Raw genomic sequence first — 26848 nt, 5'->3', positions numbered from 1 at the left:
CGCGGAACGACGCTACGCCCACTCCCCCCGGTCGTGACGGCCGTTCCCCCCGTACCCGCCGTGCCGCCGCGCGGCCGGAGCCATCACCTGTGAGCCATCGCACTCGCGCCGCCGCCGGAACCGTCACCGCCGCCGTTACCGCCGGAGGTGCCGTCCCAGCGCGCCCGGCGCATGTCGAGCCGCGGCAGATGGTCCTCGCCGTGCCGCGTCGCCTCGCGCAGCGGGGTGCCCTCCTCCCGGTAGTGACCGAGGGCACGCAGCTCGTGGCCCGGCAGGAGCCGGCCGTCCGCCCGCACCACCCGCCACCACGGCACCGCGCCGCCGTAGAGCGCCATCACGCGCCCCACCTGGCGCGGACCGCCCACCCGCCGCCCGCCGGCCCGGTCCGACCGCCCGCCGCCCTCGTCCGACCGGCCGCCGACCTCATCGGGCAGTCCGCCGGCCTCGTCCTGTGCGAGCCATTCGGCGACGTCCCCGTACGTCATCACCCGGCCGGGCGGGATCAGCTCGGCGACTTCCAGCACCCGTTCCGCGTACTCCGGAAGCTCCTCAGCACTCACCCGGTCCATCCTGCACCACACCACCGACAACGCGGGCAATGCACCCTGATGGCCCCCGGCACGGCCCGGTCATGCCACCATCTTCCGGGCGGTGACCGGTGATACGAGATCAACAAGACACAGACGCGGCGAAGGGGCAGGATGTGCGGCCTCCCGAAGTGGCGACCACTTCGGGGCCTCCTGAGACGATGGAGAAGAAACAGACGAAGGAGACGGTGTGCGTGAACGCGGAGAGCCACATCGACCGCGTCTCCGGTGACGAGCCGCTTCTGGCCGCACGCGTGCACCGGCCGTCCGACCTGCTGCGCCTGCTCGTCGGCATCCTCGCGATCGGTGTCGTCATCGCCATCGCCGCCTTCGCCCACGCCACCACCACCGGCCTGGAAGAGGACATCAGCAAGGGCACCGGCCAGGCCCCCGACGTCTTCGTCAAGGTCGCCGGGCTGGTCTCCAGCATCGCCGTGCTGCTCGTCCCGGTCGCCTTCGCGATCGAGCGGCTGATCAAACGCGACGGGCTGCGCATCGCGGACGGCGTCCTCGCCGCCGTACTGGCGCACGGTGTCACCCTCGCCACCGACCTGTGGGTCGCCAGGGCCGCGCCCAGCACCATCCAGGAGGCGCTGACCCAGCCGCAGGCGGGGGGCGGCCTGTCCGACCCGGTCCACGGGTACCTGGCTCCGGTCATCGCCTACATGACGGCCGTGGGGATGGCCCGCAGGCCGCGCTGGCGGGTGTCGCTGTGGGTGGTGCTGCTGCTCGACGCGTTCGCGATGCTGGTCGCCAACTACACCACGCCCTTCTCGATCATCCTGACGATCCTGATCGGCTGGACCGTCGCCTACGGCACGCTGTACGCGGTCGGCTCCCCCAATGTCCGCCCCACCGGGCAGACGCTCCTGGCGGGCCTGCGCCACGTCGGCTTCCGCCCGGTCACCGCGATGCGCGCCGAGGACCTCACCGACCTGGCCGAGCAGGGCGACCGGGGCCGGCGCTACCTGGTCACCCTGGAGGAGGGCCCCCCGCTCGACGTCACCGTCGTCGACCGCGAGCAGCAGGCGCAGGGCTTCTTCTACCGGGTCTGGCGGCGGCTGACGCTCCGGGGCATCACCACCCGCCGCTCCATCCAGTCCCTGCGCCAGGCGCTGGAGCAGGAGGCGCTGCTGGCGTACGCGGCGATCGCGGCCGGCGCCAACGCGCCCAAGCTGATCGCCACCTCCGAGCTCGGCCCGGACGCCGTGATGCTGGTGTACGAGCACCTCGGCGGGCGTTCGCTGGACGCGCTGGACGACAAGGAGATCACCGACGAGGTCGTGCGGGGCGCCTGGCAGCAGGTGAAGGCCTTGCAGTCGCGGCGTATCGCGCACCGCAGGCTGACCGGCGACGCCCTTGTGGTGGATCGTTCCGGCAAGGTGATCGTCACGGACCTGCGGGGCGGCGAGATCGCGGCCGGCGACCTGGTGCTGCGGATGGACATCGCCCAGCTCCTGACCACCCTGGGGCTGCGCGTCGGGGCCGAGCGCGCGGTCGCCGCCGCCGTGGACGCCCTCGGCCCGGACCGGGTCGCGGACTGCCTGCCGCTGCTCCAGCCGATCGCGCTGAGCCGGTCGACCCGCGCCACCCTGCGCAAGCTGGCGAAGGAGCGGGCGCAGCGGGAGCGGGAGGCGGTGCTGGCCGCCTCGGAGGCGGCCAAGCACGCCCGTATGGAGGGCCACGCCGAGAAGACCGAGGAGGAGAAGCGGGCCGACCGCAAGGCGGTACGCGCGGAGAAGCAGGCCGAGAAGCGCGCCCTCGACGAGGCCCTGGACGAGGCCCGCGAGGAGGACCTGCTGGTGCAGATCCGGCAGCAGGTGCTGCTGATCCGCCCCCAGGCCCCGGTGGAACCGGCCCGGCTGGAGCGCATCCGGCCCCGCACCCTGATCAGCATCATCGCGGGCGCCATCGCCGTGTACTTCCTGATCTCCCAGATCTCCAAGGCGTCGCTGTCCGTGTCCACGTTCGCCGAGGCGGACTGGGCGTGGGTCGCCGTGGCGCTGCTCTTCTCGGCGGTGAGCTACGTGGCGGCCGCGATGAGCCTGCTGGGCTTCGTCCCCGAGCGGGTGCCGTTCGGGCGGACGGTGATCGCCCAGGTGGCGGGGTCGTTCGTGAAGATCGTCGCCCCGGCGGCGGTGGGCGGTGTGGCGCTCAACACCCGGTTCCTCCAGCGGTCGGGGGTCCGGCCGGGGCTCGCGGTGGCGAGCGTGGGCGCCTCGCAGTTGTTCGGGCTCGGGGCGCACATCCTGCTGCTGCTGTCCTTCGGCTACCTGACGGGGACGGAGAAGACGCAGGACTTCACGCCGTCCAGGACCGTGATCGCGGGCCTGCTGACGGTGGCGGTGCTGGTGCTGGTCGTCACGGCCATCCCGGGCCTGCGCAAGTTCGTCGTGACCCGTCTGCGCTCGCTGTTCGCGGGTGTGGTGCCGCGCATGCTGGACGTGCTGCAACGCCCCACGAAGCTGCTCACCGGCATCGGCGGGATGCTGCTGCTGACCGGCGCGTTCGTGCTCTGCCTGGACGCGTCGATCCGCGCCTTCTCGGGCGGGGCTCAGCCCCTGAGTTACGCGAGTCTCGCCGTGGTGTTCCTCGCGGGCAACGCCCTGGGCTCGGCGGCGCCGACGCCGGGCGGCGTCGGCGCGGTGGAGACCACCCTGACCATCGGTCTGGTGGCGGTGGGCGGCCTGGCCACGGAGGTGGCGGCACCGGCCGTGCTGCTCTACCGCGTGATGACGCTGTGGCTGCCGGTGCTGCCGGGGTGGTTCTCGTTCAACTACCTCACCCGTAAGGACGCCCTCTAGGGGCCGCCCGCCCCGTGCGCCCGTGCCCCGCCCGGCCGCACAGGCCCCGCCTCACCTGCCCCGGCCGCCGAGCCCCCGGGCCACCCGCATGGACCTCGTCACGGGCGCCGGGCGGGACCCCGGCGCACCATGGGTCCATGACCTCCCGCGCCGCCCGGCCCGCCGCCACCCGCACCCCACGGCGTGCCGCCGCGCGCGCTCCCCGCTCCGCCACCAGGCCCGCGACGCGCTCCGCCGCCGTGCTCGCCGCCGCGACCGCCACCGTCCTGATGGCCGCCGGCTGCTCCGGCGACGGCGACCGGGGCGGCCGTGACCCGGACCGGCCCACGGAGCTGACCACCCAGAAGCTGACCTGGGAGGACTGTCCGGCGCCGTCCCTTCAGGAGGGCACGGGAACCGCCCCCTCCCCGCTGCCCGGCGGGACGAAGTGGGAGTGCTCCTTCATGCAGGCCCCGCTCGACTACGCCGACCCCGGCGGGGAGACCATCGAGCTGGGGCTCATCCGGGCCAGGGCCACCGACCCGGCGAAACGTATCGGCTCGCTCATCTTCAACTTCGGCGGCCCGGGCGGCTCCGGCATCACCGCCCTGCCCTCCTTCGCCAAGGAGTACGAGTCCCTGCGCACCCGGTACGACCTGGTCAGCTTCGACCCGCGCGGGGTCGGCCGCAGTGAGGGCGTGGAGTGCCAGGACGACTCCGAGCTGGACGCGTTCTTCGCGCTGGACTCCACGCCCGACGACGCGGCCGAGGAGCGGACCTTCCAGGACGGTCTCCAGCGGTTCGCCGCCGCCTGCGAGGAGAACTCCGGCGACACGCTCCCGCACGTCGGCACCTCCAACGCCGCCCGCGACCTGGACCTGATGCGGCAGGTGCTCGGCGACACCAAGCTGCACTACTTCGGCATCTCGTACGGCACCGAGCTGGGCGGCGTCTATGCCCACCTCTTCCCCGGGAACGTCGGCCGGGCGGTCTTCGACGCCGTGGTCAACCCCAACGGCACCGCCGAGCAGGGAGCGCTCGGCCAGGCCAGGGGCTTCCAGCTCGCGCTGAACAACTTCGCCGAGGACTGCCTGCGGCGCGGCGACGCCTGCAAACTGCCGGGCAGCAGCGTCAAGGAGATCGAGGACTACATCTCCGGTCTCCTCGCCCAACTGGACAAGAAGCCCATCGCCGGCATCGGCGACCGCAAGCTCACCCAGTCGCAGGCCACCAACGGCATCCTCCAGTCCCTGTACTCCAAGGAGTACTGGCCCTACCTGGAACAGGGCCTCGACGAGGCGGACGGTGGCGACGGCGGCCTGCTCCTCGCGCTGTCCGACTCCATGAACGGCCGCGACCAGAACGGGAACTACAGCAATCTCCAGGCCGCCAACGCCGCCATCAACTGCGTCGACGACAAGGCACGCTTCTCCGCCGAGCAGACGAAGGCCAAGCTCCCCGAGTTCCGCACGGCGTCCCCCCTCTTCGGCGACTTCCTCGGCTGGGGGCTGCTCACCTGCTCCCAGTGGCCGGTCGGCGGCACATGGGACCACCCCGACGTCAGCGCGCCGGGCTCGGCGCCCATCCTCGTCGTCGGCAACACCGGTGACCCGGCCACCCCGTACGCGGGTGCCGCGGCGATGGCCGCCGCGCTGGGCAAGGGCGTCGGGGTGGAGCTGACCTACGAGGGCCAGGGGCACGGCGCGTACAACAGCGGCGACGCGTGCGTGAAGCGCACGGTGGACGCCTACCTGCTGGACGGCAAGGTCCCGAAGTCCGGCACGGTGTGCCCGTAGCCGGGTGGCGGCGGCCGGCTCGGGGCGCTGTCGGCGGCCGTGCCTAGGATGGAGATCCGGTACTGGAGTTGGGGGGACACATGTCCATGCGGGTACGGGCCGGCGGCCCGGCGGTCGCCGCGGCGCTGGTGGCCGCGCTGGTCTCCGGCTGCGACAGCGGCGGTACGGACGCGGGCGGCGGCACCGGCGGCTCCACCGGCGGCTCCTCCCGGAGCGGCGCGATGGCCGGCCTGCCCGCCGCGCTCACCGGCCAGAAGCCCGACTGGCGCGCCTGCGAGGCGCCCAAGGGCGGCGAGAAGCCCGGCTCGCAGTGGCGCTGCGCGAGCGTGAAGGTGCCCCTGGACTACGCGAAGCCCGGCGGCGAGACGATCTCCATCGCGCTGATCCGCCAGGAGGCCCGCGACAAGGACCGCCGCATCGGCTCCCTCCTGTTCAACTTCGGTGGCCCCGGCGCCTCCGGGGTGACCGCCATGCCGCGCATGGCCGGGGAGTACCACGAGCTGGGCGCCCGCTACGACCTGGTCGGGTTCGACCCGCGCGGGGTCGCCCGGAGCTCCGGGGTGACGTGCCGCGACAGCGAGGACCAGGCCGCCTCCCTGGAGCGGGTCGACCTCACCCCGGACACGCCCGCCGAAGAGGCCGCCTTCATGAAGGACGGCGCCGACTTCGGCGCCGGCTGCGCCGAACGGTCCGGCAAGGTCATCGCCCATGTCACCACGAGCAACACCGCGCGGGACCTGGACCTCGTCCGGCATGTGCTCGGGGACGAGAAGCTCCACTACATGGGCTTCTCCTACGGCACCCAACTGGGCGGCACGTACGCCCACTTGTTCCCGCGCAATGTCGGCCGCACGGTCCTGGACGCGGTGGTCGACCCGACGGCGGACAGCGCGGGCCACGCCCGCAACCAGGCCATCGGCTTCCAGCGGGCGCTGAACAACTACTTCGCGTCCACCGGCGAGGGCGCCGCGGCGGGCAACGCGCGCGTGACGGCGCTGCTGAAGCGACTGGACCGCGAGCCGCTGTCCACCGCCGACGGCCGCACACTCACCCAGAGCCTCGCGCTCACCGGCATCGCGGCGACGCTGTACTCGGAAGAGACGTGGCCCTATCTCACCAAGAGCCTCGAGGAGGCGGAGACGGGCCGGGGTGGCGCCCTGCTGCGCCTCGCCGACATCTACAACGACCGGGAGCCGGACGGCACCTACGGCACGCAGGCGCATTCGCAGCGCGCCATCTCGTGCGCCGACAGCAGCAGCCGGCCGACGGTGGCCGAGGCCAAGGCGCTGCTGCCGGAGTTCCGGAAGATATCGCCGGTCTTCGCCGAGTTCATGGCCTGGGACACAGCGGGCTGGTGCGCCGACTGGCCGGTGAAGGGCGAGGGCGTCACGCCCGAGGCGAGCGCCCCGGGCTCGGCCCCGATCCTGGTCGTCGGCACCACGGGCGACTCGGCGACGCCCTACGAGGGCGCCAAGAAGATGGCCGACGAGCTCGGTGCGGGCGTCGGCGTCCTCCTCACCTACAAGGGCGAGGGGCACGGCGCGTACGGCAGCGGCAACGCGTGCGTGCAGGACACGGTGAACGGCTACCTGCTGGACGGCAAGGTCCCGGCGAGCGGCACGACCTGCTCCTGAGCGCCCCCGGGAAGCGTGAGGGCCGGACCCGCACCGGGTCCGGCCCCACTCACGAACGTGCGGTCTAGTAGACCGGCTTCTGCGGCTCGATCTGGTTGACCCAGCCGATGACGCCACCGCCGACGTGCACGGCGTCCGCGAAGCCCGCGGACTTCAGCACGGCGAGGACTTCCGCACTGCGGACACCCGTCTTGCAATGCAGGACGATCTTCTTGTCCTGCGGGAGGTCCTGGAGGGCGGTGCCCATCAGGAACTCGTTCTTCGGGATCAGGCGGGCGCCCGGGATCGAGACGATCTCGTACTCGTTCTTCTCGCGGACGTCGATGATGTCGATGTTCTCGCCCTCGTCGATCCACTCCTTGAGCTGCTTGGGAGTGATCGTCGAGCCGAGCGCCGCCTCCTGGGCCTCCTCGGACACGACGCCGCAGAAGGCCTCGTAGTCGATGAGCTCCGTGACGGTGGGGTTCTCGCCGCAGACCGCGCAGTTCGGGTCCTTGCGGACCTTGACCTGGCGGTACTGCATCTCCAGGGCGTCATAGATCATCAGGCGGCCGACCAGCGGGTCGCCCACACCGGCCAGGACCTTGATCGCCTCGGTGACCTGGATGGAGCCGATGGACGCGCACAGCACGCCCAGCACGCCGCCCTCGGCGCAGGACGGGACCATGCCCGGCGGCGGGGGCTCCGGGTAGAGGCAGCGGTAGCAGGGGCCGTACTCGGACCAGAAGACGGAGGCCTGGCCGTCGAAGCGGTAGATCGAACCCCACACGTACGGCTTGTTCAGCAGCACGCACGCGTCGTTGACCAGGTACCGCGTGGCGAAGTTGTCCGTGCCGTCGACGATCAGGTCGTACTGGCTGAAGATGTCCATCACGTTGTCGGCCTCGAGCCGCTCCTCGTGAAGGATCACGTTCACGTACGGGTTGATGCCGAGCACGCTGTCGCGCGCCGACTCGGCCTTGGAGCGGCCGATGTCGGACTGGCTGTGGATGATCTGCCGCTGGAGGTTCGACTCGTCGACCTCGTCGAACTCCACGATGCCGAGCGTGCCCACGCCGGCCGCGGCCAGGTACATCAGGGCGGGCGAGCCGAGGCCGCCGGCGCCCACGCAGAGCACCTTGGCGTTCTTGAGCCGCTTCTGCCCGTCCATCCCGACATCGGGGATGATCAGGTGGCGGGAGTACCTGCGGACCTCGTCTACGGTGAGCTCGGCAGCCGGCTCGACCAGGGGTGGCAGCGACACGGGGACTCCGTTGGTCGGTAGTCAGTACGGTTGTTCTCCCGTAACACTGCCACGGCCCTCCTCATTCCGAGACACCCGGTCCGACCTGCGAGACGATTTCGTCCCAGTAGCCGGGCAGAGCCGCGAATGGATCGTTTTGTCCGGTGCGGTCGGTGAAGAAGATCGTTCCGGCGCCCTGCCAGCGGGCGATGCGCATCGCCTCGTCGAGATGGGTGCGCGGCACCCCGTGGACGAGGTGGGCGAACCGCTCCGGCGGATGGTCGGCGGTCCACTCCGGCGCCTGCGACCAGCGGTATTCCGACCACGGCCCACAGAAGGTCACCAACTGGTCGGCGATCTCGGCGTACCCGGGGTACGGGTGCGAGCCGTGCCCCAGCACCAGGTGCCCGCCGTCGCCGCCCTCCAGGATCACCTCCAGGGTGGCCGTCGTGCGCCGCACGGCGGCCAGGTCGGCCCGGTCCGTGGGACAGCGGTCCAGCAGGTAGCCGTCCACCAGGTACCAGTCGAGGTAGCGGTGGGCGTCGGAGACGATCTCGCCGAACGGGCGTGAACCGTGGCGCAGGTCCACGTGCCCCAGGACCCGGACGCCCGCGTTGCGCAGCTTCCCAGCGGCCTCCAGGCAGTGCGGGTCCGGCCGGGCGCCGGGGCCGTCCGCCACATTGAGGACGGCCCAGTGCAGGGGTGTGCCGGGGCGGGTCAGCTCCGCCCACTCCACCGGGGCGAGCAGGGGGTGGGCGTAGCCGGGCACGCCGAAGCCGAGCCGTTCGGCACCGGTCGCGGAGAGCCCGGTGTCCGTACTGGTCAGATGCGGCACGCGGCCTCCATCCAGATGTCGGCCAGGGACTCCTCCAGGTTGATGCGGGGCCGCCAGCCGAGCCGGTCGCGCGCGGTGCGCACGTCGGCCTGCTGCCAGCTCCCGCAGCCGTCGGGGTACGGGTAGGGCGTGGCGGACAGGTGCTCCGGGGCGCTCTCGCCGCGCTGGGCGCCGATGGAGGCCATGGACCCCATGGCGGCCGACAGGGGGGTCCTGGCCGGCGGTGCGTCCAGCTCGTGCAGGGTGCCGGAGTACCCGGCGACCCTCGCCAGGACGGCGGCCGCGTCGCGGAGCCGTACCGCGCGGCCCGTGCCGATGTTGACGATGCCCTGCGCCGCCGAGAGGGAGGCGGCGTGCACGGCCCGTGCGACGTCGCGCACGTCGACGAAGTCGCGCTGGACGCCCAGGCTGCCCAGCTTGAGCTCGCCGTCGCCGGTCTGCATGGCGCGCCGCATGGCTTCCGCGAGCCGGCCGAGCGGCGACCCGGCGGGGGTGCCCGGCCCCACCGGCGAGAAGACCCGCAGGACGACCGCGTCCAGCCCGGAGCCGAGCACCAGCTCGGTGGCGGCCAGCTTGGAGACCCCGTACGGGCCGCCGGGGCGCGGCACCGCGTCCTCCGCGGTGGACGAGCCGGGCTGCGAGGGCCCGTACTCGGACGCGCAGCCGAGCTGGACCAGGCGGGCGCCGCAGCCGCTGCGGCGCAGCGCCTCGCAGACGGTGGCGACGGCGACCGTGTTGTGCCGGGTCAGCTCGCGGGCGCCGCCACGGGTGGCACCCGCGCAGTTGATCACGACACCGGGGTGGACGGCGTCCAGGAACCGGGTCAGCGCGCCGGGGCTTCCGCCGGCGAGGTCGAAGCGCACGTCGGCGTCGTCGCCGCGACCGAGGGCGGTGAGGTGGACGGCCGGGTCGGCGAGGAGCCGGTCGGCGACGAAGCGGCCGAGGAACCCGTTGGCACCGAGCAGCAGCACCCTCATCGCGCGCCCCCTTCGCGCCGACCGGCTGTTGCGGGGGTTTGGGGGGTCATGTCCTTTGTCTCCTTGTGCTGATGAAGGTCGGTGAAGGGGTGTACGGGGCCCGGCCCGGCGTTCCGGTGGCCGGGTCAGGTGGTGGTGGCGGCGCCACCGGCATGGGCGGAGGCCCGGGCGAGTACGGCGGTGGCGTACGCCAGCAGGGCGAGGGCGGCCGCCGCACACGCGAGCGTGGGCACGGCGGCGGCGCCCCAGGTGTCGACGACCGCCCGGACGGGCCGGGCGAGCGCGTCGCAGCCGGGCAGGCGGCCGGCCAGGACGGCCGCCGGGGCGAGCGCCTCGATGGCGGCCGCGGCGAGGAGCCCGGCCGCGGCGGCCCGGGGGAAGCCGTGGACGGCGAGCAGCCGGGCGAGGAACAGCAGGGTGCCCAGGGCGAGGGCGGCCCCGCTGAGGGACGCCTCGTCGACGGCGGCGCCCACGAGCGCGAGCAGCCCGGTCAGGACGGCCCCGTGCAGCGCGACGACCCCGAGGAGCAGCGGGCGGGCGCCCGCGGCGAAGTCGGCGACGCCCCGGCTGGTGGCGAGCCTGCCGCGGGCCCGTACGGCGAAGAGGTGCGCGCACCAGGCCGCGGGGGCCACGGCGAGGGCGAGCCCGAGCAGCGGCGCGGTGTCCGGGGGCCCGGGCCGGTCGGGGCCGCCTGCCAGGAGCCGGACCAGCAGGCCGTCGCCGAACAGGGCGTACGCGAGGAGGAACCCGGTCCACGCGCGCGTGCCCCGTGCCGTGCGCCCGGCGCGCAGGGGGCCGCGACGGAGGCAGACGGTGAGCGCCACGGCGAGCCCGGCCGCGCCGGCCGCGCCGATGGCCGCCCGCAGGGGCCCGCCGGTGGTGGCGAGTCCCGCGGCGGTGAGCGCGCCCAGGGCGCCGGGCAGCAGGTACGGCAGGGCGGCCCGGCCGTTCCAGGCGGTGTCCGGCTCGCTTCCGGCGGCCGGGAGCGGCCGGGCGTCGTCGTCACCGCGCGGCACGCGCGCGTACAGCTCCTCGGCGAGCGAGAACACGTCCCGGTGCCGGTACCGGGCGGCGGACCGGTCGGTGAGCCCGTGGGCCTCCAGCCCGGCGGCGATCTCCAGCGGGTCGACCGCCCGTTCGCACAGCTCCCGGTGCCGGTGCAGCAACGCCTTGACGGGATCGCCCGCCCCGCGCCGGGAACCCCCGGAAGGGCCCCCGCGCGCCGGGTCGCCGCCCGGCCCGGCAACGGACCGGCCGGAAGCGGGCGCGCCGGCAGCGGACGCGCCGGCAGCGGACCGGCCGGGCTCGAACGCGCCGGGCTCGGCCTGCCGCGGAGCGGACCTGCCGAGTGCGGGCTCCGACAGGACGGCTTCGGCACGGCTCGCCCAGGGGGCCGGGCCGGGTACGGAACTCCCGCTCCGGGGGTGACCGCCGGGCAGTGGTGTGCCTTGCTCAGACATGGCCGTCCGCCCTCCCCCCGAACGCGCCGCCGACCGCGGGAAGGCCCACGACCACCCGCGCGGCCGCGCCCCCACCGAGCACACCGCCCACACCCACACCCCCGGTCCCACCGGGCACACCGCCCGCGCCGAGCGCCCCGGCCGCATCGGCCACCCCAGCCGCCCCGCTCACACCCACCCCAGCCGTCGGGCCGCCGCCGGCCGGTCCGGCCGGAGCGGCGTCCCAGGGCTGCGGGGCGGTCGCCCACGCCGGGGTCGTGGCGCCGGCCGGGCGGCGGCCGGTCCAGTGGCCCGGCAGATGCGCCTCGGCCGGGTGCGCGAACGGCCGGGGCTCGCCGTCCGCGCCGATGGCGTCCGCGTCGCGGCGCACCGGGGCGTGGGAGATGAGCTCCAGGTAAATGCCGTGAAATGCCGCGAGGTTCTGCTCCACCGTGAACAGCTCCAGTGCGCGGGCGCGTGCGGCGGCGCCCAGCCGTTCGCGGCGCGCCGGGTCGCGCATCAGCGCCAGGCACGCGTCGGCGAGCGCCCGCGGATTGCGCGGGGGCACGACCAGTCCCGTACCGCCGATGACCTCGACGACCGCGCCCACGTCCGTCGAGACGGTGGCCCGCCCGCAGAGCATGGCCTCGACCAGGCCGACCGGGAAGCCCTCGACCACGCTGGAGAGGACGACCACACCGGCCGCGGCGTACGCCTCGGTGAGGTCCGGGGCGTACGGCCCGCCGAGGTCCTCGAAGGAGACGGGATTGTCGCCCACGGCGTGGGCGCCGGTGGCCTCGTCGGGAAAGAGCTGGGCGGCCAGGGCCTCGCAGTGCGCGCGATAGGTGGCGGACCCGGTCTCCCGGACGGGCGCGGAGACGATCCTGAGCCGTGCCGCCGGTTCCTGGCGGTGGACCTCCGCGAAGGCGTGCAGGAGGCCGACGAGGTCCTTGGCCGGATCCGTCCGGCCCACCCACAGCAGCGTGTACGGGTCACCGCCGTCGCCGCTCTCGCCCACCGCGGCGAACCGCTCCGCCTCCATGCCCGGGTAGACGGTCCGCAGCTTGGCGCGGTCGGCGCCGCACCGCTCCTGCCAGCGGCGGGCGTGGGTGTTGCCCGGCGTGACGACGGCGGCCTGCCGGTACACCTCGGCGGCCAGGCAGCCGTGGAAGGCGGCGAGCAGGGCGCGCACCGGCGTGCTGAGCCGCGCGCCGGTGTCCGCGAGGTAGTGCGCGCGCAGCGGGACGCCGTACTCCGTGACCAGCAGCGGAACGCCGAAGAAGCGTTTGGCCACCAGCCCGGGCAGGGCCGCCGCACCGCCGGAGGCCGCGTGGCACACGTCGACCTCGCCGAGTCCGTCCTCGCCGTACCAGTCGGGCGAGAGGGGGCGGAGGGCGCGTTCCAGTCGGTCCAGGAAGGTGAGGTGGTCCAGCAGGGTGGCGCCGTGCACGCTCCGGCGTGCGCCGCGCGTGCGACGGGCGGACTCCAGGGCGCGGACGGCGGTCTCCGACCGGAGCGCGGTGGGCAGCCCTCCGTACGCGCGGCTCAGCTCGGCCAGCCCGTACAGCCCGGCCGCGAAGCCGTCGGCGGCGGTGTCGCGCGGCCCGGACAGGGCGGTGGCGAGCTCGGTGAAGCAGGTGGTGAAGTGCCGGCGCTCACGCCTGCCGTACGCGCGCCCGCCGCGCCCCTCGTCCCCGGGGGCCCACAGCGGCGCCGTGCGGACGCGGCGCACCTGGGGCGGGAGCGGAAGCCAGCCGCCGTCCTCCTGCCGGGCGCTCCGGCTCAGCGCGTGGACGTCGAATTCGTGCTGCGCGAGGCCGCGCACGAGCCGGTCGCACCAGAGTCCGGACTCGCCTGTGGCATACGGGTATCCACCGTCGGTGAGCAATCCGATCCGCACGAGTACACCCCCGATCTCCCTTGTGTGCGGCCACCGTTGGTCCGGCGACTCACAGCGGGAAGAACGTAAGCGGATATGCCGGTGGCGCGATGGACGGTTGTCCGTTGCGCCACCGGAAGGGGTGAATGCTCGTAACTTTCCTGCACCCGTCGCGTTTCGACGCGCTACAGGCCGCTACAGGTCAATTGCCCGATCAGGCGCCGGGGTGCACCCACGGGTTGGGGCGGCACTTGATGCCCTCGACCTCCAGCGACTTGGTCTGCTGCTGCATCACCGGGGCGAGCGCTCCGGGGGTGCGGCAGGTCACGTGGTTGTGCCCCAGCCGGTGCCCGACCTCGTGGTTGATCAGCATCTGCCGGTACGGAAGCATCGCGCCCACGCCGTACGTCTCCGAGCCCTGGGCCCACCGGTACGCGTTGATCATCACGCGCTCGGTGGCGGCGGAGTCGCACGAGACGTTGTCGACGGTCGTGTCCAGCCCGGACTTGGCGCACCAGACGCCGGTGGTCCCCGGGCTCGCCAGGGTGATCACGAACTCCGCCTCGCCGCTGGAGATCCGCTCGAACGTCATGGCGCCGCCGTGCGCCCAACTGCGGTCGTCGTTCAGGGTCTGCTGGACCGCCCGCGCGAACAGCCCGGAGTCGAGGCCGAGCCCCTTCTCGACGTCGATCCGGTAGCGCACCTTGCGCCCCTTGCCCGGCGCCGGGTCGGTCCCCGGGACCACCTCGAAGACGCCGGAGCCCTTCAGCTTCGGGTCGAGCGGAAACCGCTCGGTCATGAGCGTGGCGTACGTGGGGGGCGCGGCGCGCCGCGCGGCCTCGGACGGGGCGCCGCGCTCGTCGGAACGGTCCGAGCGGTCCCCGCTGCCGGCGTCCGCCACGCGCCCGCCGGCCTCGCTCGGGGGGCGGGAGGCGGAGCTGTCCGGTCCGGTGCCGGTGACCTGGCCGGCCACGACGACGGCGAGGACGGTGGTGACGGCCGCCGCCGCGATGCCGGTGAACGTGCGTCCCAGGCCGCCGCCGCTGCGGCCGCCCGTCGCCTTCGGGTCCTCACTCCCCGCGCCGGGCTCCCCGGGTCCGCCGGCCGCCGCCTCGGGCCGCGGACGGTCGAACGCCTCGACGAACTCGCGCCGGGGGCCAGGTATCCGGGCTCCGGCGCCCACGCCGGTCGCCGGCGTCCCGGGCTGGGCCGGCCGCGATGCGGGTACGCCGCGCCAGTCGCCGTACCGGCCGGGCTCGCCCCGGCTTCCGCCGGGCTCGCGCTGCTCGGGGTGGCCGCCGCGCACGGGCTGCTGGGTGCCGTGGTGCTGCTGAGCGTGCTCCTGGTGCTGCTGGTACTGATGAGCGTGCTGCTGCGGGTGGTGCTGTTCGGGGGGCGCCGCGGTCTGTTTTCGCCGTCGCCCGCCACCGGGACGCGCCCCCTCGCGCACCGCGCCCGTGGCCTGTTCGGAGCCCTGAGGTGCGGGGCCTTTGCGGCTGTGTCGTCCCACGCCCCGGATCAGCTCCTGTCTCGGTGGTCGGTGTCGTCGATCAGTTCCCTCACGGCCCGGGCGACCGTCTCGGGGTACTCCATCATCGCGACGTGCCCCGCGTCCGGAAGCGCCAGCAGCCGCGAGTCGCGGAACGCGGCCGCCGCCCTGCGGGCCATCCGGAAGGAGACGAGCTGGTCGCGCCCGCCGTACACCAGCAGCGTCGGCGCGAGCACCCGCTCCGCCTGCCGCCACAGCCCGTGCTGGCCGCCCAGCGTGTAGGCGTCGACGATGCCGCGCGCCGAGCGGGCCATCGCGTCCCAGAAGTACGGCAGCCTCAGGCGCCGCTCCATCTCCTCCACCGCGTTGCGGAAGCCCTCGTCGGTGACCCGCCCGGGGTCGCCGTAACACAGGGCGAGTACCCCGCGCACCCGCTGCTCCGCCGTCCAGTCCCGGGTGAGCCGGGTGAAGAGGGAGGCGACGCCGGGCAGCGCGAGCAGCGCGGTCGGCCAGGCGCCGCGCTGGGCCCGCAGCTCGGGCAGCGCGGGCGAGACGAGCGTCAGCGTGCGGACCAGGTCGGGCCGGACGGCCGCGACGCGGGTGGCGACGGCGCCGCCCAGCGAGTTCCCGATCAGGTGGACGGGTCCGCGCTCGCCGGCGTCCAGCAGCCGGATGACCGCGCGGGCGTGCGCGGTCACGGAGTAGTTGCCGTCGTCGGGGGGCGGGGAGTCGCCGAAGCCGGGCAGGTCCACCGCCTCGCCGTCCACGACGTCCTCGAGCAACGGCATCAGGGCCGACCAGTTCTGCGACGAACCGCCGAGCCCGTGCACGTACAGGGCGGGCGGCAGCCCGGTGCGGTCCGAGGGCCGGTAGCGCACGTTCAGCGTCAGGCCGGGGAGCGTCACGCACCGCAGCCGCTCCCCCGCCGCGACCCGCACGGCGCTCACGCGCGGCCCCGCCGCGGTGGCGGCGACGGCTTCCGGCAGCTCGGTCGAAGACATGCGGCAATGTTACGAGACGATCACGCAGGCACCGGTGTGTTCGCCGTCACAGATCGTATAGCGCCGGAAAGGGGTACCTCCTAGGCTCGTACGTGAGGGCAGTTCGCCCAGGCCCCCGCCCGCCATGTGAACCCCACCCGTGTGAAAGGGAGCCCATGACCGTCGACCCGACCGACCCGGAGACCTTCGAACGCGACGACAACGGCGCGACGACCGCGGCGTTCGACGAGGAGACGCCCGAGGCGGACGCCGCCGAGCAGCACACGGAGCTGCGCCAGCGCACCGACGAACCGCTGACCCGTATCGATCCGGCCGTGGCGAACCCCGCCGACGCCGCCGAGCAGGCCCGCGTGGTGGATCTCGACGAGGACGACTACCGCTGATTTGATCCGTTTAACGTTGAATCTCCGGCTACCAGAGGCGTCCGGTACGTGAAATTCTGCGCTCGCACCGCGCACAGCCGGGTTACCCAAAAGTACGATGGCGGGCGCGGCGCACAGCGCGCAAGGATCGATTTTGGGAGGCGGCGTGACAGCCATCGAGCAGACAGAGGCGGCGCGCCCGCGGGGCACGCGCCTGCCGCGCCGAGCCCGACGTAACCAGCTCCTGGGCGCGGCCCAGGAAGTGTTTGTCGCACAGGGATACCACGCGGCCGCGATGGACGACATCGCGGAGCGCGCGGGCGTCAGCAAGCCGGTGCTGTACCAGCACTTCCCCGGAAAGCTGGAGCTGTACCTGGCCCTGCTGGACCAGCACTGCGAGTCGCTGCTCCAGGCCGTGCGTACGGCGCTGGCCTCCACCACGGAGAACAAGCTGCGCGTGGCGGCCACCATGGACGCCTACTTCGCGTACGTGGAGGACGAGGGCGGCGCGTTCCGCCTGGTCTTCGAGTCCGACCTGACCAACGAGCCGGCGGTGCGCGAGCGCGTCGAGCGGGTCTCGCTCCAGTGCGCGGAGGCCATCTCCGAGGTCATCGCGGAGGACACGGGGCTGTCCAAGGACGAGTCGATGCTGCTGGCCGTGGGGCTGGGCGGTGTCTCACAGGTGGTCGCCCGTTACTGGCTGTCCAGCGAGTCGTCGATCCCGCGCGACAAGGCGGTGGAGCTTCTGACGTCGCTGGCGTGGCGGGGAATCGCCGGCTTCCCGCTGCACGGCTCGGAATCCCACTGATGATCGGTGTCGTCTCTCCGGGCTAATGTGTGCAGCGTACGGCGCGGCTGACCGCGCATCGCTGACCGTTCGGAGGGACATAGCCGTGGAGGTCAAGATCGGCGTGCAGCACGCGCCCCGGGAGATCGCTCTGGAGAGCGGGCAGTCCGCCGAGGAGGTGGAGCGCGCGGTGGCCGACGCCCTGGCCGGCAAGACGCCGCTGCTCAGCCTGACGGACGACAAGGGCCGCAAGGTCCTGGTGCCGTCCGACCGGATCGCCTACGTGGAGATCGGCGAGCCGGCGACGCGCCGGGTGGGCTTCGGGGCGCTCTGAGCGCTGCGGCGGTACGACGCGAAGGCCCGGCGGGGCGACCCGCCGGGCCTTTCCCGTGTCCCAGGAGCAGGATTGCGTTTCAGACGCATCGGGTAGTACGGGCTGTGACCGTTTTGCCCGCCCCGCCGTCCGCGAGGTGATCCAGTGATCTGGGAAGCTTTCGGCTCCGTCGTCCTCGGACTCGCGCTGTCCTGGGCCGCCGCCCAGCGGCTGGCCGACCGGCTCCCGTCACGCCGCGTGGTGCTCGGCGCGGGCGTGCTGGGCGCCCTGTTCGGCGCCCTGATCACCCATGCGGCTCTCGGCCCCGGCCATGCGCTGGGCACCCTGCTGGGCGCGGTCGCGGTGACGGCGGTCGTGCTCTCGCTCCTGCTGCGCCCGGCCCGCCGCCTGCGCCGCTCGGCGGCGACCCAGACCTGACCGGGAACGCCGGGTCCGTCAGGCGGCCAGCCCCAGGGCGGCCATGCGCTTGGTGTGGGCCTTGGTGATCCGGGAGAACATCTCGCCCACCGCCGCCAGGTCGAACCCGTCCGCCACGCCGCCGACGAGCATCGTGGACAGCGCGTCGCGCTCGGCCACCACCCGCTGGGCCTGGGACAGGGCCTCACCCATCAGGCGGCGCGCCCACAGCGCCAGACGCCCGCCGACCCGGGGGTCGGCCTCGATGGCGGCGCGCACCTTCTCGACGGCGAAGTTGCCGTGACCGGTGTCGTCCAGCACCGCCAGCACCAGCGCGCGGGTGTCGGAGTCCAGCCGGACGGCGACCTCGCGGTAGAAGTCGCTGGCGATCGAGTCGCCGACGTACGCCTTGACCAGGCCCTCCAGCCAGTCGGACGGCGCGGTCTGGCGGTGGAAGTCGTCCAGCGCCTTCGCGAACGGCTCCATCGCGGCCGTCGGCTCCGCGTCGATGGCCGTCAGCCGGTCCCGCAGCCGCTCGAAGTGGTGGAACTCGGCCGACGCCATCTTCGCCAGCTCCGCCTTGTCGGCGAGCGTCGGCGCCAGCTTCGCGTCCTCGGCCAGCCGCTCGAAGGCCGCCAGCTCGCCGTACGCGAGCGCGCCGAGCAGGTCCACGACGGCGGCGCGGTACTGCGGCTCGGCGGAGGCGCCGGCCCAGTCGAGGGCGGCGATCCCGGTCGGTTCTTCGGCGGCGGCGGCGGAAGCGGCGGCGTTGTCAGGCGTCTCCATGAAGCGCACAATAGCCCGCCCGCCGTGCGTCCGAAGGCCCTGGTCATCCACTGTGACCTCCCCCTCCTTATGAATTGGCCCAACACACCTGCGCGGATCCGGGGTACAGTGGTAATGCGCCTGCTGGGTACTCAGTCATGTTCGTATGTACGCGGCGGGCCATCTCATGAATGAGGATGCCCGGTCGGTGGCCCGATCGGCTCCGACCCGACAGCCCTCCGTGCGCATGGCCGCACATGAGGGGCCCCTCAGCGGTATGACGCTCGAGCGACGGCAGTGGTCCCGCGCCACCCGGCAGCGGTCTTGACGACCAGCGGCCGGCCGCAACCGGCACGGTACGACCCCCAGCGTTCGCCTCATGCCGCGTCTCACAGAAGAGGCAGCACCCTGACTACGACTTTCCGAGAGCTCGGGATCCTTCCCGAGACGGCCGAGGCCCTCGAAGCCGTCGGCATCACGTCCCCCTTTCCCATCCAGGAGATGACCCTTCCGGTCGCGCTCTCCGGCACCGACGTCATCGGCCAGGCCAAGACCGGCACCGGCAAGACCCTCGGTTTCGGTCTTCCGCTGCTGGAGCGCGTCACCGTCCCCGCCGACGTCGAGGCGGGCCGGGCCAGGCCCGATCAGCTCACCGACGCCCCGCAGGCGCTCGTCGTCGTCCCCACCCGAGAGCTGTGCACCCAGGTCACCAACGACCTGCTCACCGCCGGCAAGGTCCGTAACGTCCGCGTCCTCGCGATCTACGGCGGCCGCGCCTACGAGCCGCAGGTCGAGGCCCTCAAGAAGGGCGTCGACGTGATCGTCGGCACCCCGGGCCGCCTCCTCGACCTGGCCGGGCAGCGCAAGCTGGACCTGTCCAAGGTCAAGGCCCTCGTCCTCGACGAGGCCGACGAGATGCTCGACCTGGGCTTCCTGCCCGACGTCGAGAAGATCATCAACATGCTTCCGGCGAAGCGCCAGACCATGCTGTTCTCGGCGACCATGCCGGGTGCGGTCATCGGCCTGGCCCGCCGCTACATGTCGCAGCCCACGCACATCCGCGCCACCGCGCCGGACGACGAGGGCGCGACCGTGGCGAACATCGCGCAGTACGTGTACCGCGCGCACTCCATGGACAAGCCCGAGATGGTCTCGCGCATCCTCCAGGCCAACGGCCGCGGGCTCGCGATGATCTTCTGCCGTACGAAGCGGACGGCGGCGGACATCGCCGAGCAGCTCGAGCGGCGCGGCTTCGCCTCCGGCGCGGTCCACGGCGACCTCGGCCAGGGCGCCCGCGAGCAGGCGCTGCGCGCCTTCCGCAACGGCAAGGTGGACGTCCTCGTCTGCACCGACGTCGCGGCGCGCGGCATCGACGTGGACGGCGTCACGCACGTGATCAATTACCAGTCGCCCGAGGACGAGAAGACCTTTCTCCACCGCGTGGGCCGTACCGGCCGCGCGGGCCGGAAGGGCATCGCCGTCACGCTGGTGGACTGGGACGACATCCCGCGCTGGCAGCTCATCAACAAGGCGCTGGGCCTGGACTTCAACGACCCGGTCGAGACCTACTCGACGTCCGCGCACCTGTACACGGACCTGGACATCCCGGAGGGCACGAAGGGCGTCCTGCCGCGTGCCGAGCGGACCCGTGCCGGTCTCGACGCGGAGGAGCTCGAGGACCTCGGCGAGCCGGGCGGCCGCGGCGGCTCGCGCGGCCGGCGCACGGAGCGCACGGAGCGTACGGAGGAGCGCCCGGCGCGCACCCGTACGCCGCGCCAGCGCCGTCGCACCCGGAACGGCGCCCCCGTGACGGCCGACGCGCCCGTGGCGGCCGAGGCCCCGGCGGCGACCGCCGAGGCGGGCGCCCCGGCGGTCGACGAGGCCCCCGCGCCCCGTACGCCGCGCCGGCGCCGTACCCGCACCCGTGCGGGCGCCCCGGCGGCGGAGGCCGTGGCCACCGTCCCGGTGACGCCGGTCGCCGAGCCGGAGGCCGCCCCGGCCGCCGAGCCGGAGCCGGAGGCCAAGCCCCGCCGCCGCACCCGCAAGGCCACGGCCGCCCAGCCGACCACCGACGCGCCGGTCGCCGAGCCGGAGGCCGCCCCGGCCGCCGAGCCGGAGCCGGAGGCCAAGCCCCGCCGCCGCACCCGCAAGGCCACGGCCGCCGAGCCGGCCACCGAAGCCCCGGTCGCCGAGACCGAGGCCGACGCCAGGCCGCGCCGCCGCACCCGCAAGGCCACGGCCGCCACCGAAGCCACCGTGGAAGCCGCCGCGATCCCCGTCGCCGACGCCGAGGCCAAGCCCCGACGCCGCACCCGCAACGCCGCGACCGCCGAGCCGGTCACCGAGGCGCCCGCCGCGGTCGCCGAGACCGAGGCCGACGCCAAGCCGCGCCGCCGCACCCGCAAGGCCACGGCCGCCGAGCCGGCCGCCGAGGCCCCGGTCACCGACGCCGAGGCCAAGCCGCGCCGCCGGACCCGCAAGGTCGCGGCCGCTCAGGCCGAGGGCTGATCGGGACCGTCACACCCGGCACACGAGCGAGGCCCCGTCCCCTTCGAGGGGGCGGGGCCTCGCCGTACCCGCGCCCGGCGGCCCGGTCCCGATAGCCTCGTGTCATGAGTCGCCCGCCCACGTTCACCCCGCCCCCCTGTGCCCGTGCCCGCACGCTGGCCACGTCCCGCGGTGACTTCGCCGTGCTGGACGCGGCGCCCGCCGACGGTACGGAGCCGAAGGGGACGGCGCTCCTCCTGCCCGGCTACACCGGCTCCAAGGAGGACTTCATCGCCATGCTCGAACCGCTCGCCGACGCCGGCTACCGCGCCGTCGCCGTCGACGGTCGCGGGCAGTACGAGACCGCCGGACCGGACGACCAACTGGCGTACGAGCAGGACGAGTTGGCGCGCGACGTGCTGGCGCAGGCGGCGGCGCTCGACAGCGGCCACGTGCACCTGCTCGGCCATTCGCTCGGCGGGCAGATCGCCCGGGCGGCCGTCCTGCTCGACGCGGCGCCCTTCGCCACGCTCACGCTGATGTCGTCCGGTCCCGCCCAGGTCGCGCCCGCCCAGCAGGAGAAGATCAAGCTGCTGAGCGACGCGCTCGCGGTGATGACGATGGGTCAGGTGTGGCAGGCCATGCGCGCCCTGGACCCGCCGGAGGACGCCGACGAGGGCGGCAGCAACCGTGAGGACCTCCGCCGCCGCTGGCTGCGGCACAGTTCGGCGCAGCTCCTGGCGACCGGCCGCCGGCTGACCGTCGAGCCGGACCGGGTCGACGAGCTGGCCGCGCTGCGTCCGCCGCTGCCCGTGCATGTGATCTCGGGCGTCCGGGACGACACCTGGCCGGTGCCGCTCCTGGACGCGATGGCGGACAGGCTGGGCGCGCACCGGACGCGGGTGGAGGGCGCCGAGCACTCGCCCAACACGGACCGTCCGCTGGAGACCGCCGCGGCGGTGGCACGGTTCTGGGACGGCCGTACCGGTGGTCAGAACCGCGACTGAAGGTGCTGCCAGAAGCCGTCCCGCAGCGACCGCCGCAGTACCGCGTGTCCGCGCAGGGACCGGCTCAGCAGCCGTTCCGCCTCGATGAGCAGGTCCTGGTCGACCGGTCCGGGCAGGTAGGGGTGGCCGGGCAGCAGCTCGGCCATCGCGGCCTGGCCGCGCTCCGCCAGCCATGTCTCGGCGATCCGGGCGCCGACGAAGCGCACCTCGTCCCGTGACGGCGGCGGCTCGCCCTCGCTCTCGTACGTCGTCACCGGCCGCCGGGTGACGTAGGGGCGGCAGAAGTCGAGGTCGAAGGTGCGGGCGCTGTCGGCCTCCCACAGGAGGGGCTCGGCCTGGTTGCGGCCGTCCGCCGCCTCGATGCCCCAGAGGTGGACGCGCGCCCCGTACCCCTGCGCCGCCTCGACCGCCGGGACGAGGTCCTCGTCGCCGCCGACCAGGGCCGCGTCGCTGATGGCGCGGTGGCGGGCGAGCGACTCCAGGTCGCTGCGGATGAGGGAGTCGACGCCCTTCTGCTGGTTGTTGGCGTTGAGGTTGCCCAGCCGGACCTTGACGTCGGGGAGTTCGGCGATGGCCTGCTGTTCGGGGGTGTGGATGCGGCGGCGGGCGCCGTCGTACCAGTAGACGCGCAGCAGGCGGCTGTCCGCGAAGATCGTGCGGGCCGTGTCGATGAACGCGTCGATGAGCCCTTCCGCGTCCAGGTCGAAGGAGCGCCGGTCCTCGGTGCCCGCGACAAGCAACCCGGCCGCAGCATGGACGTAACCGGCGTCGACGAAGATGGCGTGCGTCGAGGGCGTCTTGGCGACCTCGGCCAGCGTCCGCTGGAGGAGCTCATTGGTGCGCTCCAGGCGGGCGCCGAGTGCGGTGAGGGTGGGAGCGGGGAGCTCCGGATGGTCGTTCATACGGGGCTCATTGTCCGACGCCTCGCCCCCGGCCGCCACCACCCCACCGGCCGTTACTTAGGCGCTCGAAAAATTTCTTTAGCGTAGGGAATGTTTGCCCCCTACACGACGTTGGCACTCATACACAGGAACACACAGTTCTCCATCTGGAGGATCAACTCAGGACGAAGGGAGAAGCCCATGCGCTTCGAAATCCTGCGACTCGACGACGTCGACGGCACGCCCGTGGACAGCACCGTCGTGGACGCCGCCTCCGTCAACGGGATCGTGCAGCAGGCCGCCTCGATCGGCCAGCGCATCTGGATCCGCCCGGCCGGGACCACGGCCTCGTAGCACGTACGCCGCTTCGCACCGCGCCCCCGCGCGGACTCCGGCACCCGAGGAAGGGCCCGGAATCCGCACGGGGGCGCAGTGGTGTCCGAGGGGCGCGGTGGTGTCTCAGGCGCCCTGGATGACCTGGGTGACGCCGTTGATGATCTGCTGCACCGCGATCGCCGACAGCATCATCCCGGCGAGCCGGGTCACCAGGACCACACCGCCGTCCTTGATGACCCGGATGATCAGCAGCGAGTAGCGCATGGTCAGCCACAGCACGACGTGCATGGCGACGATCGCGGCCCACACGGAGACCTGGCCGCTGACCCCCTCCGCGTGCTGCACGGCGAGGATCACCGACACGATGGCGCCGGGTCCGGCCAGCAGCGGCATGCCCAGCGGGACGAGCGCGACGTTGACGTCCTTGGTCTGCTTGGGCTCGTCGGTCTTGCCGGTCAGCAGGTCGAGCGCGATCAGGAGCAGCAGCAGCCCGCCCGCGATCATCAGCGCGGGCACGGAGACGTGCAGGTACGCCAGGATCTGCTGGCCCAGGATGCCGAAGACGGTGATCACGCCGAAGGCGACCGCGACGGCCTGCCAGGCCATCCGGCGCTGGACCTTGGTGGCGCGCCCGGAGGTCAGCGCGAGGAAGATCGGGGTGATCCCGGGGGGATCCATGATGACAAAAAGGGTGAGGAAGAGGGAGCCGAAGACGGCGACGTCGAACACAGTGAGGGCCTTGCGGGAAGAGGGTCGTACGGAGAAGTGCGGGGGTGCGGTGGGTGCGGGCGGCGTGCCCCCCGGAGCTACGCCTGGGAGGAGGTGCCCCCGGTGCCCGGGACCGGGAACGCGCCGGTCGCACGGCGGGTGATCTCGCCGTAGATCTCGGGGTCGGTGGTGTGGTCGCCGAGACGGCAGGTCTTGCGGGTGCCGTGGTAGTCGCTGGACCCGGTGGTCAGCAGGCCGAGGTCGGCGGCGAGCCCGCGCAACCTGGCGCGCGTCGGCTCGTCGTGGTCCATGTGGTCGATCTCGATGCCGTCGAGGCCGTACGCGGCGAGGTCGGCGATGACCGGCTCGGGCACGGTGCGGCCGCGCTTGGCGGCGCCGGGGTGGGCGAAGACGGTGACGCCGCCGGCCGCCTTGACGAGGCGGATCGCGGTGAAGGGGTCGAGCTCGTGCTTCTCGACGTACGCCCGGCCTCCGTCGGCGAGCCACTCGGGCGTGAAGGCGTCGGAGACGCTGGGCACCACGCCGAGCTGGACGAGCGCCTCGGCGATGTGCGGCCGGCCGACGGACCCGTCACCGGCGATGGCGGCGACCCGATCCCAGGTCACGGGCACGCCCAGCTCCTGGAGCTTGCCGACCATGGCGCGGGCGCGCGGGACGCGGTCGTCGCGGACCAGCTCCCGCTCCCGGGCGAGCTCGGGCTCGTCGGGGTCGAAGAGGTAGGCGAGCATGTGGACGCCGGTGCCGTCGATGCGGCAGGAGAGCTCGGCGCCCGTGACGAGCGTGAGGCCCTCGGGCAGCGCGGCGATCGCCTCGGCGTGGCCGCGCGTGGTGTCGTGGTCGGTCAGCGCGACGACGTCGAGCCCGGCCGCGGCGGCGCCGCGCACGAGCTCGGCGGGGGTGTCCGTACCGTCGGAAGCCGTGGAGTGGGTGTGCAGGTCGATGCGCACGACGCGTGACTCCGGGGCTCGGGACGGACAGGGGACGGCTCCAGGATACCGGCCCGCGCACCGCCCTCCCGCCGCCCGCGCGCGCCACCGGCGCGGCCGCCCGTCCGCGGCGCCGGATCGCCCGCCCCGGGGGCCGTCAGTCCAGCAGCCTGGGGCTCAGGGCGCCGCAGGGCAGGAGTTCCACCTCCGAGCCGGCCTCGCGCAGGTCGGTCAGGACGAGTTCGTCGTACATCAGCAGCCCCGACTTCTCGGGCCAGACGACGGCCCAGAGCCACAGCCCCCGGGCCTCGCCCGCGAAGACCGCCCGGTCCTGCGGGGCGTCGTTGACGTGCCAGAGGGGGGTGGGCCGGCCGGCGGCGAGGACCTTGGCCTGCGGGCGGGTGCCGGTGCACATGTGCGGCCCGGGGTCGGGGCCGTCGATCCCGGCGTACCGCGCGCCCAGGCCGACGCCCGGCTCCTCGGCCACCAGCAGAAGCTCCCCCACGCCTCCGAGGGGGGCGGGGCCGGAGCAGGCGACGACGGTGGCGCGGCCGCCGCTGCGGTCGTCGCCCGCGTAGGCGACGCCGGTGAACAGCCACCCCACGGGCAGCGGCCAGGGCATCCAGACGGGGACCTCGGCCCGGTGCGTGACGACGCCGAGCGCTTCGACGCTGGGCGGGATCACGGGTTGCAGCGGGTGCACGGCGCCGTGCACGTCGCACTGCCATGAGTCGGAGAAGAGACCGGGCGTCCTGACCCGGCCTCCGCACTTCGGGCAACTGGGTTCGCCCCTCATAGCGTTCAACGGTCCTCCCCGGCCGTCGCCCCGTCAAGGACGATCACCCGTCCGGTGTGCCGTTCCCGCCCGGGTTTTTCCATGCATCTTGCACCCATTAGCTTGCCCAACTTATTGTGTGTATATACCAACTACTTTGGTGCCCGGGGCGCCACCACACGGAGGGAGCGGTCATGCGGCGAGGCGATCCGTTCGACGAGGGGGCCGCCGGCATCCTGCGGCAGCCCAGGGCCGTCTGGGCGACCGCGGGCGCGTCCGTCGTCGCCTTCATGGGCATCGGGCTGGTGGACCCGATCCTGCCGTCCATCGCCCGGGGACTGCGCGCCACGCCCAGTCAGGTGTCGCTGCTGTTCACCTCGTACTTCCTGATCACCGCCGTCGCGATGCTGATCACCGGCTTCGTCTCCAGCCGCATCGGCGGGCGCAGGACCCTGCTGGCCGGGCTCGCGCTGGTGATCGTCTTCGCCGCCCTGTCCGGGACGTCGGGCTCGGTCGGGGAGCTGGTCGGCTTCCGGGCCGGCTGGGGGCTCGGCAACGCGCTGTTCGTCTCCACCTCGCTCGCCGTGATCGTCGGCGCGGCGGCCGGCGGCAGCGCGGCCGCGATCCTGCTGTACGAGTCGGCCCTCGGCCTCGGCATGGCCTGCGGGCCGCTGGTGGGGGCCGTCCTGGGGGACGCGAGCTGGCGCTACCCGTTCTTCGGCACGGCCGCGCTGATGGCGGTGGGCTTCCTGTGCGTCGCCGCGTTCCTGCGGGACCAGCCGAGGCCGGCGCGCAAGACGTCCCTGCTCGACCCGCTCAGGGCGCTCGGCCACGGCGGGCTGGCCTCCGCCGCCGCGTCCGCCTTCTTCTACAACTACGCCTTCTTCACGGTGCTCGCCTTCACACCGTTCGTGCTCGACATGACGCCGTACGGGTCCGGCGCGGTGTTCTTCGCCTGGGGCGTGCTGCTCGCCGTCTTCTCCGTCCTGGTCGCGCCGCGGCTCCAGGAGCGGTTCGGGTCACTGCGGGTGCTGGGCGGCTCGCTGGTCCTGCTCGCCGCCGACGTGGTCGTCCTCGGGTACGGCGACCACACCACCGCGATCGTCTGCACGGTCCTGTCGGGCGCCTTCATCGGCGTGAACAACACCGTGTTCACCGAACTCGCGCTCGGCGTCTCCGACGCGCCGCGCCCGGTGGCCAGCGCCGGCTACAACTTCGTGCGCTGGTTCGCGGCCGCCGCCGCGCCCTGGCTGGCGCCCCGGATCGAGGAGTGGAGCGACGTCCACATGCCGTTCGTGGTGGCGGGCGCCGCGGCGGCCACCGGCGCGGGCATCGTCTGGGCGCGCCGGCGCTCGCTCACCCATGACGCCGAGGAGCGGCGCGCGGGGCGGCCCCGGCCCGCGCTGGCCAACTGACCGCGC

Annotated in this window: 24 protein-coding genes; 11 read left to right on the top strand and 13 right to left on the bottom strand. The window is 73.6% G+C overall.

Annotation, left to right across the window (positions count from 1 at the left end):
* Window positions 1–83: 83 nt before the first annotated feature.
* Window positions 84–560: an MGMT family protein gene (locus E2B92_RS20940; protein WP_443070292.1), complete on the bottom strand. Its 477-nt coding sequence runs from the start codon at window positions 558–560 to the stop codon at window positions 84–86.
* Between the two features lie 188 nt (window positions 561–748).
* Here E2B92_RS20940 and E2B92_RS20935 point away from each other — a divergent pair, with 188 nt between their 5' ends.
* From E2B92_RS20935 to E2B92_RS20925, 3 genes are all read left to right on the top strand, one after another.
* Window positions 749–3391, top strand: a complete 2643-nt coding sequence (locus E2B92_RS20935; protein ID WP_126888515.1) for a lysylphosphatidylglycerol synthase domain-containing protein — start codon at window positions 749–751, stop codon at window positions 3389–3391.
* Window positions 3392–3528: 137 nt separating this feature from the next.
* Window positions 3529–5166: an alpha/beta hydrolase gene (locus tag E2B92_RS20930; protein WP_126888516.1), complete on the top strand. Its 1638-nt coding sequence runs from the start codon at window positions 3529–3531 to the stop codon at window positions 5164–5166.
* 80 nt (window positions 5167–5246) lie between these two features.
* The gene (locus E2B92_RS20925; RefSeq protein ID WP_126888517.1) at window positions 5247–6800 is read left to right on the top strand and encodes an alpha/beta hydrolase; all 1554 of its coding nucleotides are present in this window, start codon (window positions 5247–5249) and stop codon (window positions 6798–6800) included.
* A gap of 64 nt (window positions 6801–6864) precedes the next feature.
* Here E2B92_RS20925 and moeZ read toward each other — a convergent pair whose 3' ends face one another.
* From moeZ to E2B92_RS20890, 7 genes are all read right to left on the bottom strand, one after another.
* Complete coding sequence (gene moeZ, locus E2B92_RS20920; RefSeq protein ID WP_126888518.1) at window positions 6865–8043, bottom strand: adenylyltransferase/sulfurtransferase MoeZ; 1179 nt, start codon at window positions 8041–8043, stop codon at window positions 6865–6867.
* Window positions 8044–8104: 61 nt separating this feature from the next.
* A complete protein-coding gene (locus E2B92_RS20915) occupies window positions 8105–8857 on the bottom strand; it encodes a spherulation-specific family 4 protein (RefSeq protein WP_126888519.1) in 753 nt (250 codons plus the stop codon).
* On the bottom strand, window positions 8845–9834 hold the full coding sequence (locus E2B92_RS20910) for an NAD-dependent epimerase/dehydratase family protein (RefSeq protein WP_126888520.1): 990 nt from the start codon (window positions 9832–9834) through the stop codon (window positions 8845–8847). The genes E2B92_RS20915 and E2B92_RS20910 overlap by 13 nt, the downstream gene beginning before the upstream one ends.
* Before the next feature lie 125 nt (window positions 9835–9959).
* Window positions 9960–11000 carry a hypothetical protein gene (locus tag E2B92_RS20905; RefSeq protein ID WP_312846100.1) on the bottom strand — a complete coding sequence of 347 codons (1041 nt, stop codon included), beginning with the start codon at window positions 10998–11000 and terminating at the stop codon, window positions 9960–9962.
* Window positions 11001–11286: 286 nt separating this feature from the next.
* Window positions 11287–13173 (bottom strand): DUF3492 domain-containing protein, encoded by a 1887-nt coding sequence (locus tag E2B92_RS20900; protein WP_133087636.1) that lies wholly within the window; start codon window positions 13171–13173, stop codon window positions 11287–11289.
* Between the two features lie 193 nt (window positions 13174–13366).
* Window positions 13367–14662 carry a DUF3152 domain-containing protein gene (locus E2B92_RS20895; protein WP_126886042.1) on the bottom strand — a complete coding sequence of 432 codons (1296 nt, stop codon included), beginning with the start codon at window positions 14660–14662 and terminating at the stop codon, window positions 13367–13369.
* Between the two features lie 8 nt (window positions 14663–14670).
* Complete coding sequence (locus tag E2B92_RS20890) at window positions 14671–15642, bottom strand: alpha/beta fold hydrolase (protein WP_126886044.1); 972 nt, start codon at window positions 15640–15642, stop codon at window positions 14671–14673.
* Between the two features lie 155 nt (window positions 15643–15797).
* Between E2B92_RS20890 and E2B92_RS20885 the strand changes: the two genes are divergently transcribed.
* The 4 genes from E2B92_RS20885 to E2B92_RS20870 all read left to right on the top strand — a co-directional run bounded on the left by E2B92_RS20885 (window position 15798) and on the right by E2B92_RS20870 (window position 17542).
* Entirely contained in the window at window positions 15798–16025 is a 228-nt protein-coding gene (locus tag E2B92_RS20885) for a hypothetical protein (protein ID WP_126886045.1), read from the top strand.
* Between the two features lie 145 nt (window positions 16026–16170).
* Complete coding sequence (locus E2B92_RS20880) at window positions 16171–16812, top strand: TetR/AcrR family transcriptional regulator (protein ID WP_126886047.1); 642 nt, start codon at window positions 16171–16173, stop codon at window positions 16810–16812.
* Between the two features lie 85 nt (window positions 16813–16897).
* Window positions 16898–17125: a DUF3107 domain-containing protein gene (locus tag E2B92_RS20875; RefSeq protein ID WP_185923617.1), complete on the top strand. Its 228-nt coding sequence runs from the start codon at window positions 16898–16900 to the stop codon at window positions 17123–17125.
* Window positions 17126–17269: 144 nt separating this feature from the next.
* Window positions 17270–17542, top strand: coding sequence for a hypothetical protein (locus E2B92_RS20870; RefSeq protein ID WP_126886051.1), 273 nt, complete (start codon window positions 17270–17272; stop codon window positions 17540–17542).
* An 18-nt stretch (window positions 17543–17560) separates the two neighbouring features.
* Here the strand turns inward: E2B92_RS20870 and E2B92_RS20865 are convergent, their stop codons facing one another.
* On the bottom strand, window positions 17561–18307 hold the full coding sequence (locus E2B92_RS20865) for a ferritin-like fold-containing protein (RefSeq protein ID WP_126886053.1): 747 nt from the start codon (window positions 18305–18307) through the stop codon (window positions 17561–17563).
* 480 nt (window positions 18308–18787) lie between these two features.
* Here E2B92_RS20865 and E2B92_RS20860 point away from each other — a divergent pair, with 480 nt between their 5' ends.
* Both E2B92_RS20860 and E2B92_RS20855 read left to right on the top strand, forming a co-directional pair.
* On the top strand, window positions 18788–20794 hold the full coding sequence (locus tag E2B92_RS20860; protein ID WP_235023906.1) for a DEAD/DEAH box helicase: 2007 nt from the start codon (window positions 18788–18790) through the stop codon (window positions 20792–20794).
* 104 nt (window positions 20795–20898) lie between these two features.
* Window positions 20899–21780, top strand: a complete 882-nt coding sequence (locus E2B92_RS20855) for an alpha/beta fold hydrolase (RefSeq protein WP_126886057.1) — start codon at window positions 20899–20901, stop codon at window positions 21778–21780.
* Here the strand turns inward: E2B92_RS20855 and E2B92_RS20850 are convergent.
* A complete protein-coding gene (locus E2B92_RS20850; RefSeq protein WP_126886059.1) occupies window positions 21765–22682 on the bottom strand; it encodes an NYN domain-containing protein in 918 nt (305 codons plus the stop codon). The two genes, E2B92_RS20855 and E2B92_RS20850, sit on opposite strands and share 16 nt — an antisense overlap.
* Window positions 22683–22862: 180 nt before the next feature.
* Between E2B92_RS20850 and E2B92_RS20845 the strand changes: the two genes are divergently transcribed.
* Window positions 22863–23015: a hypothetical protein gene (locus E2B92_RS20845; protein WP_126886069.1), complete on the top strand. Its 153-nt coding sequence runs from the start codon at window positions 22863–22865 to the stop codon at window positions 23013–23015.
* A gap of 105 nt (window positions 23016–23120) precedes the next feature.
* On the opposite strand, the gene E2B92_RS20840 is transcribed toward E2B92_RS20845, so the two are convergent.
* From E2B92_RS20840 to E2B92_RS20830, 3 genes are all read right to left on the bottom strand, one after another.
* The gene (locus E2B92_RS20840) at window positions 23121–23726 is read right to left on the bottom strand and encodes a MarC family protein (RefSeq protein ID WP_064068460.1); all 606 of its coding nucleotides are present in this window, start codon (window positions 23724–23726) and stop codon (window positions 23121–23123) included.
* Window positions 23727–23803: 77 nt separating this feature from the next.
* The gene (locus E2B92_RS20835) at window positions 23804–24673 is read right to left on the bottom strand and encodes a PHP domain-containing protein (protein ID WP_126886071.1); all 870 of its coding nucleotides are present in this window, start codon (window positions 24671–24673) and stop codon (window positions 23804–23806) included.
* Between the two features lie 136 nt (window positions 24674–24809).
* Window positions 24810–25448 (bottom strand): DUF6758 family protein, encoded by a 639-nt coding sequence (locus E2B92_RS20830; RefSeq protein ID WP_126886073.1) that lies wholly within the window; start codon window positions 25446–25448, stop codon window positions 24810–24812.
* Window positions 25449–25621: 173 nt separating this feature from the next.
* On the opposite strand from E2B92_RS20830, the gene E2B92_RS20825 reads away from it, so the two are divergent.
* Complete coding sequence (locus E2B92_RS20825) at window positions 25622–26842, top strand: MFS transporter (RefSeq protein WP_126886075.1); 1221 nt, start codon at window positions 25622–25624, stop codon at window positions 26840–26842.
* Window positions 26843–26848: the final 6 nt, after the last annotated feature.

This window comes from Streptomyces sp. WAC05374 (assembly GCF_004353505.1).
Lineage (GTDB): Bacteria > Actinomycetota > Actinomycetes > Streptomycetales > Streptomycetaceae > Streptomyces.
The sequence above is the reverse complement of the archived record's forward strand: the minus strand, read 5'-3'. Positions and strand labels throughout refer to the sequence as shown.

Coding starts and splice junctions, on each gene's coding strand:
- E2B92_RS20930 (WP_126888516.1), top strand. CDS start 3,529: ATGACCTCCCGCGCCGCCCGGCCCGCCGCCACCCGCACCCCACGGCGT.
- E2B92_RS20845 (WP_126886069.1), top strand. CDS start 22,863: ATGCGCTTCGAAATCCTGCGACTCGACGACGTCGACGGCACGCCCGTG.
- E2B92_RS20855 (WP_126886057.1), top strand. CDS start 20,899: ATGAGTCGCCCGCCCACGTTCACCCCGCCCCCCTGTGCCCGTGCCCGC.
- E2B92_RS20865 (WP_126886053.1), bottom strand. CDS start 18,307: ATGGAGACGCCTGACAACGCCGCCGCTTCCGCCGCCGCCGCCGAAGAA.
- E2B92_RS20935 (WP_126888515.1), top strand. CDS start 749: ATGGAGAAGAAACAGACGAAGGAGACGGTGTGCGTGAACGCGGAGAGC.
- E2B92_RS20850 (WP_126886059.1), bottom strand. CDS start 22,682: ATGAACGACCATCCGGAGCTCCCCGCTCCCACCCTCACCGCACTCGGC.
- E2B92_RS20925 (WP_126888517.1), top strand. CDS start 5,247: ATGTCCATGCGGGTACGGGCCGGCGGCCCGGCGGTCGCCGCGGCGCTG.
- E2B92_RS20890 (WP_126886044.1), bottom strand. CDS start 15,642: ATGTCTTCGACCGAGCTGCCGGAAGCCGTCGCCGCCACCGCGGCGGGG.
- E2B92_RS20825 (WP_126886075.1), top strand. CDS start 25,622: ATGCGGCGAGGCGATCCGTTCGACGAGGGGGCCGCCGGCATCCTGCGG.
- E2B92_RS20910 (WP_126888520.1), bottom strand. CDS start 9,834: ATGAGGGTGCTGCTGCTCGGTGCCAACGGGTTCCTCGGCCGCTTCGTC.
- E2B92_RS20885 (WP_126886045.1), top strand. CDS start 15,798: ATGACCGTCGACCCGACCGACCCGGAGACCTTCGAACGCGACGACAAC.
- E2B92_RS20860 (WP_235023906.1), top strand. CDS start 18,788: ATGACCCTTCCGGTCGCGCTCTCCGGCACCGACGTCATCGGCCAGGCC.
- E2B92_RS20830 (WP_126886073.1), bottom strand. CDS start 25,448: ATGAGGGGCGAACCCAGTTGCCCGAAGTGCGGAGGCCGGGTCAGGACG.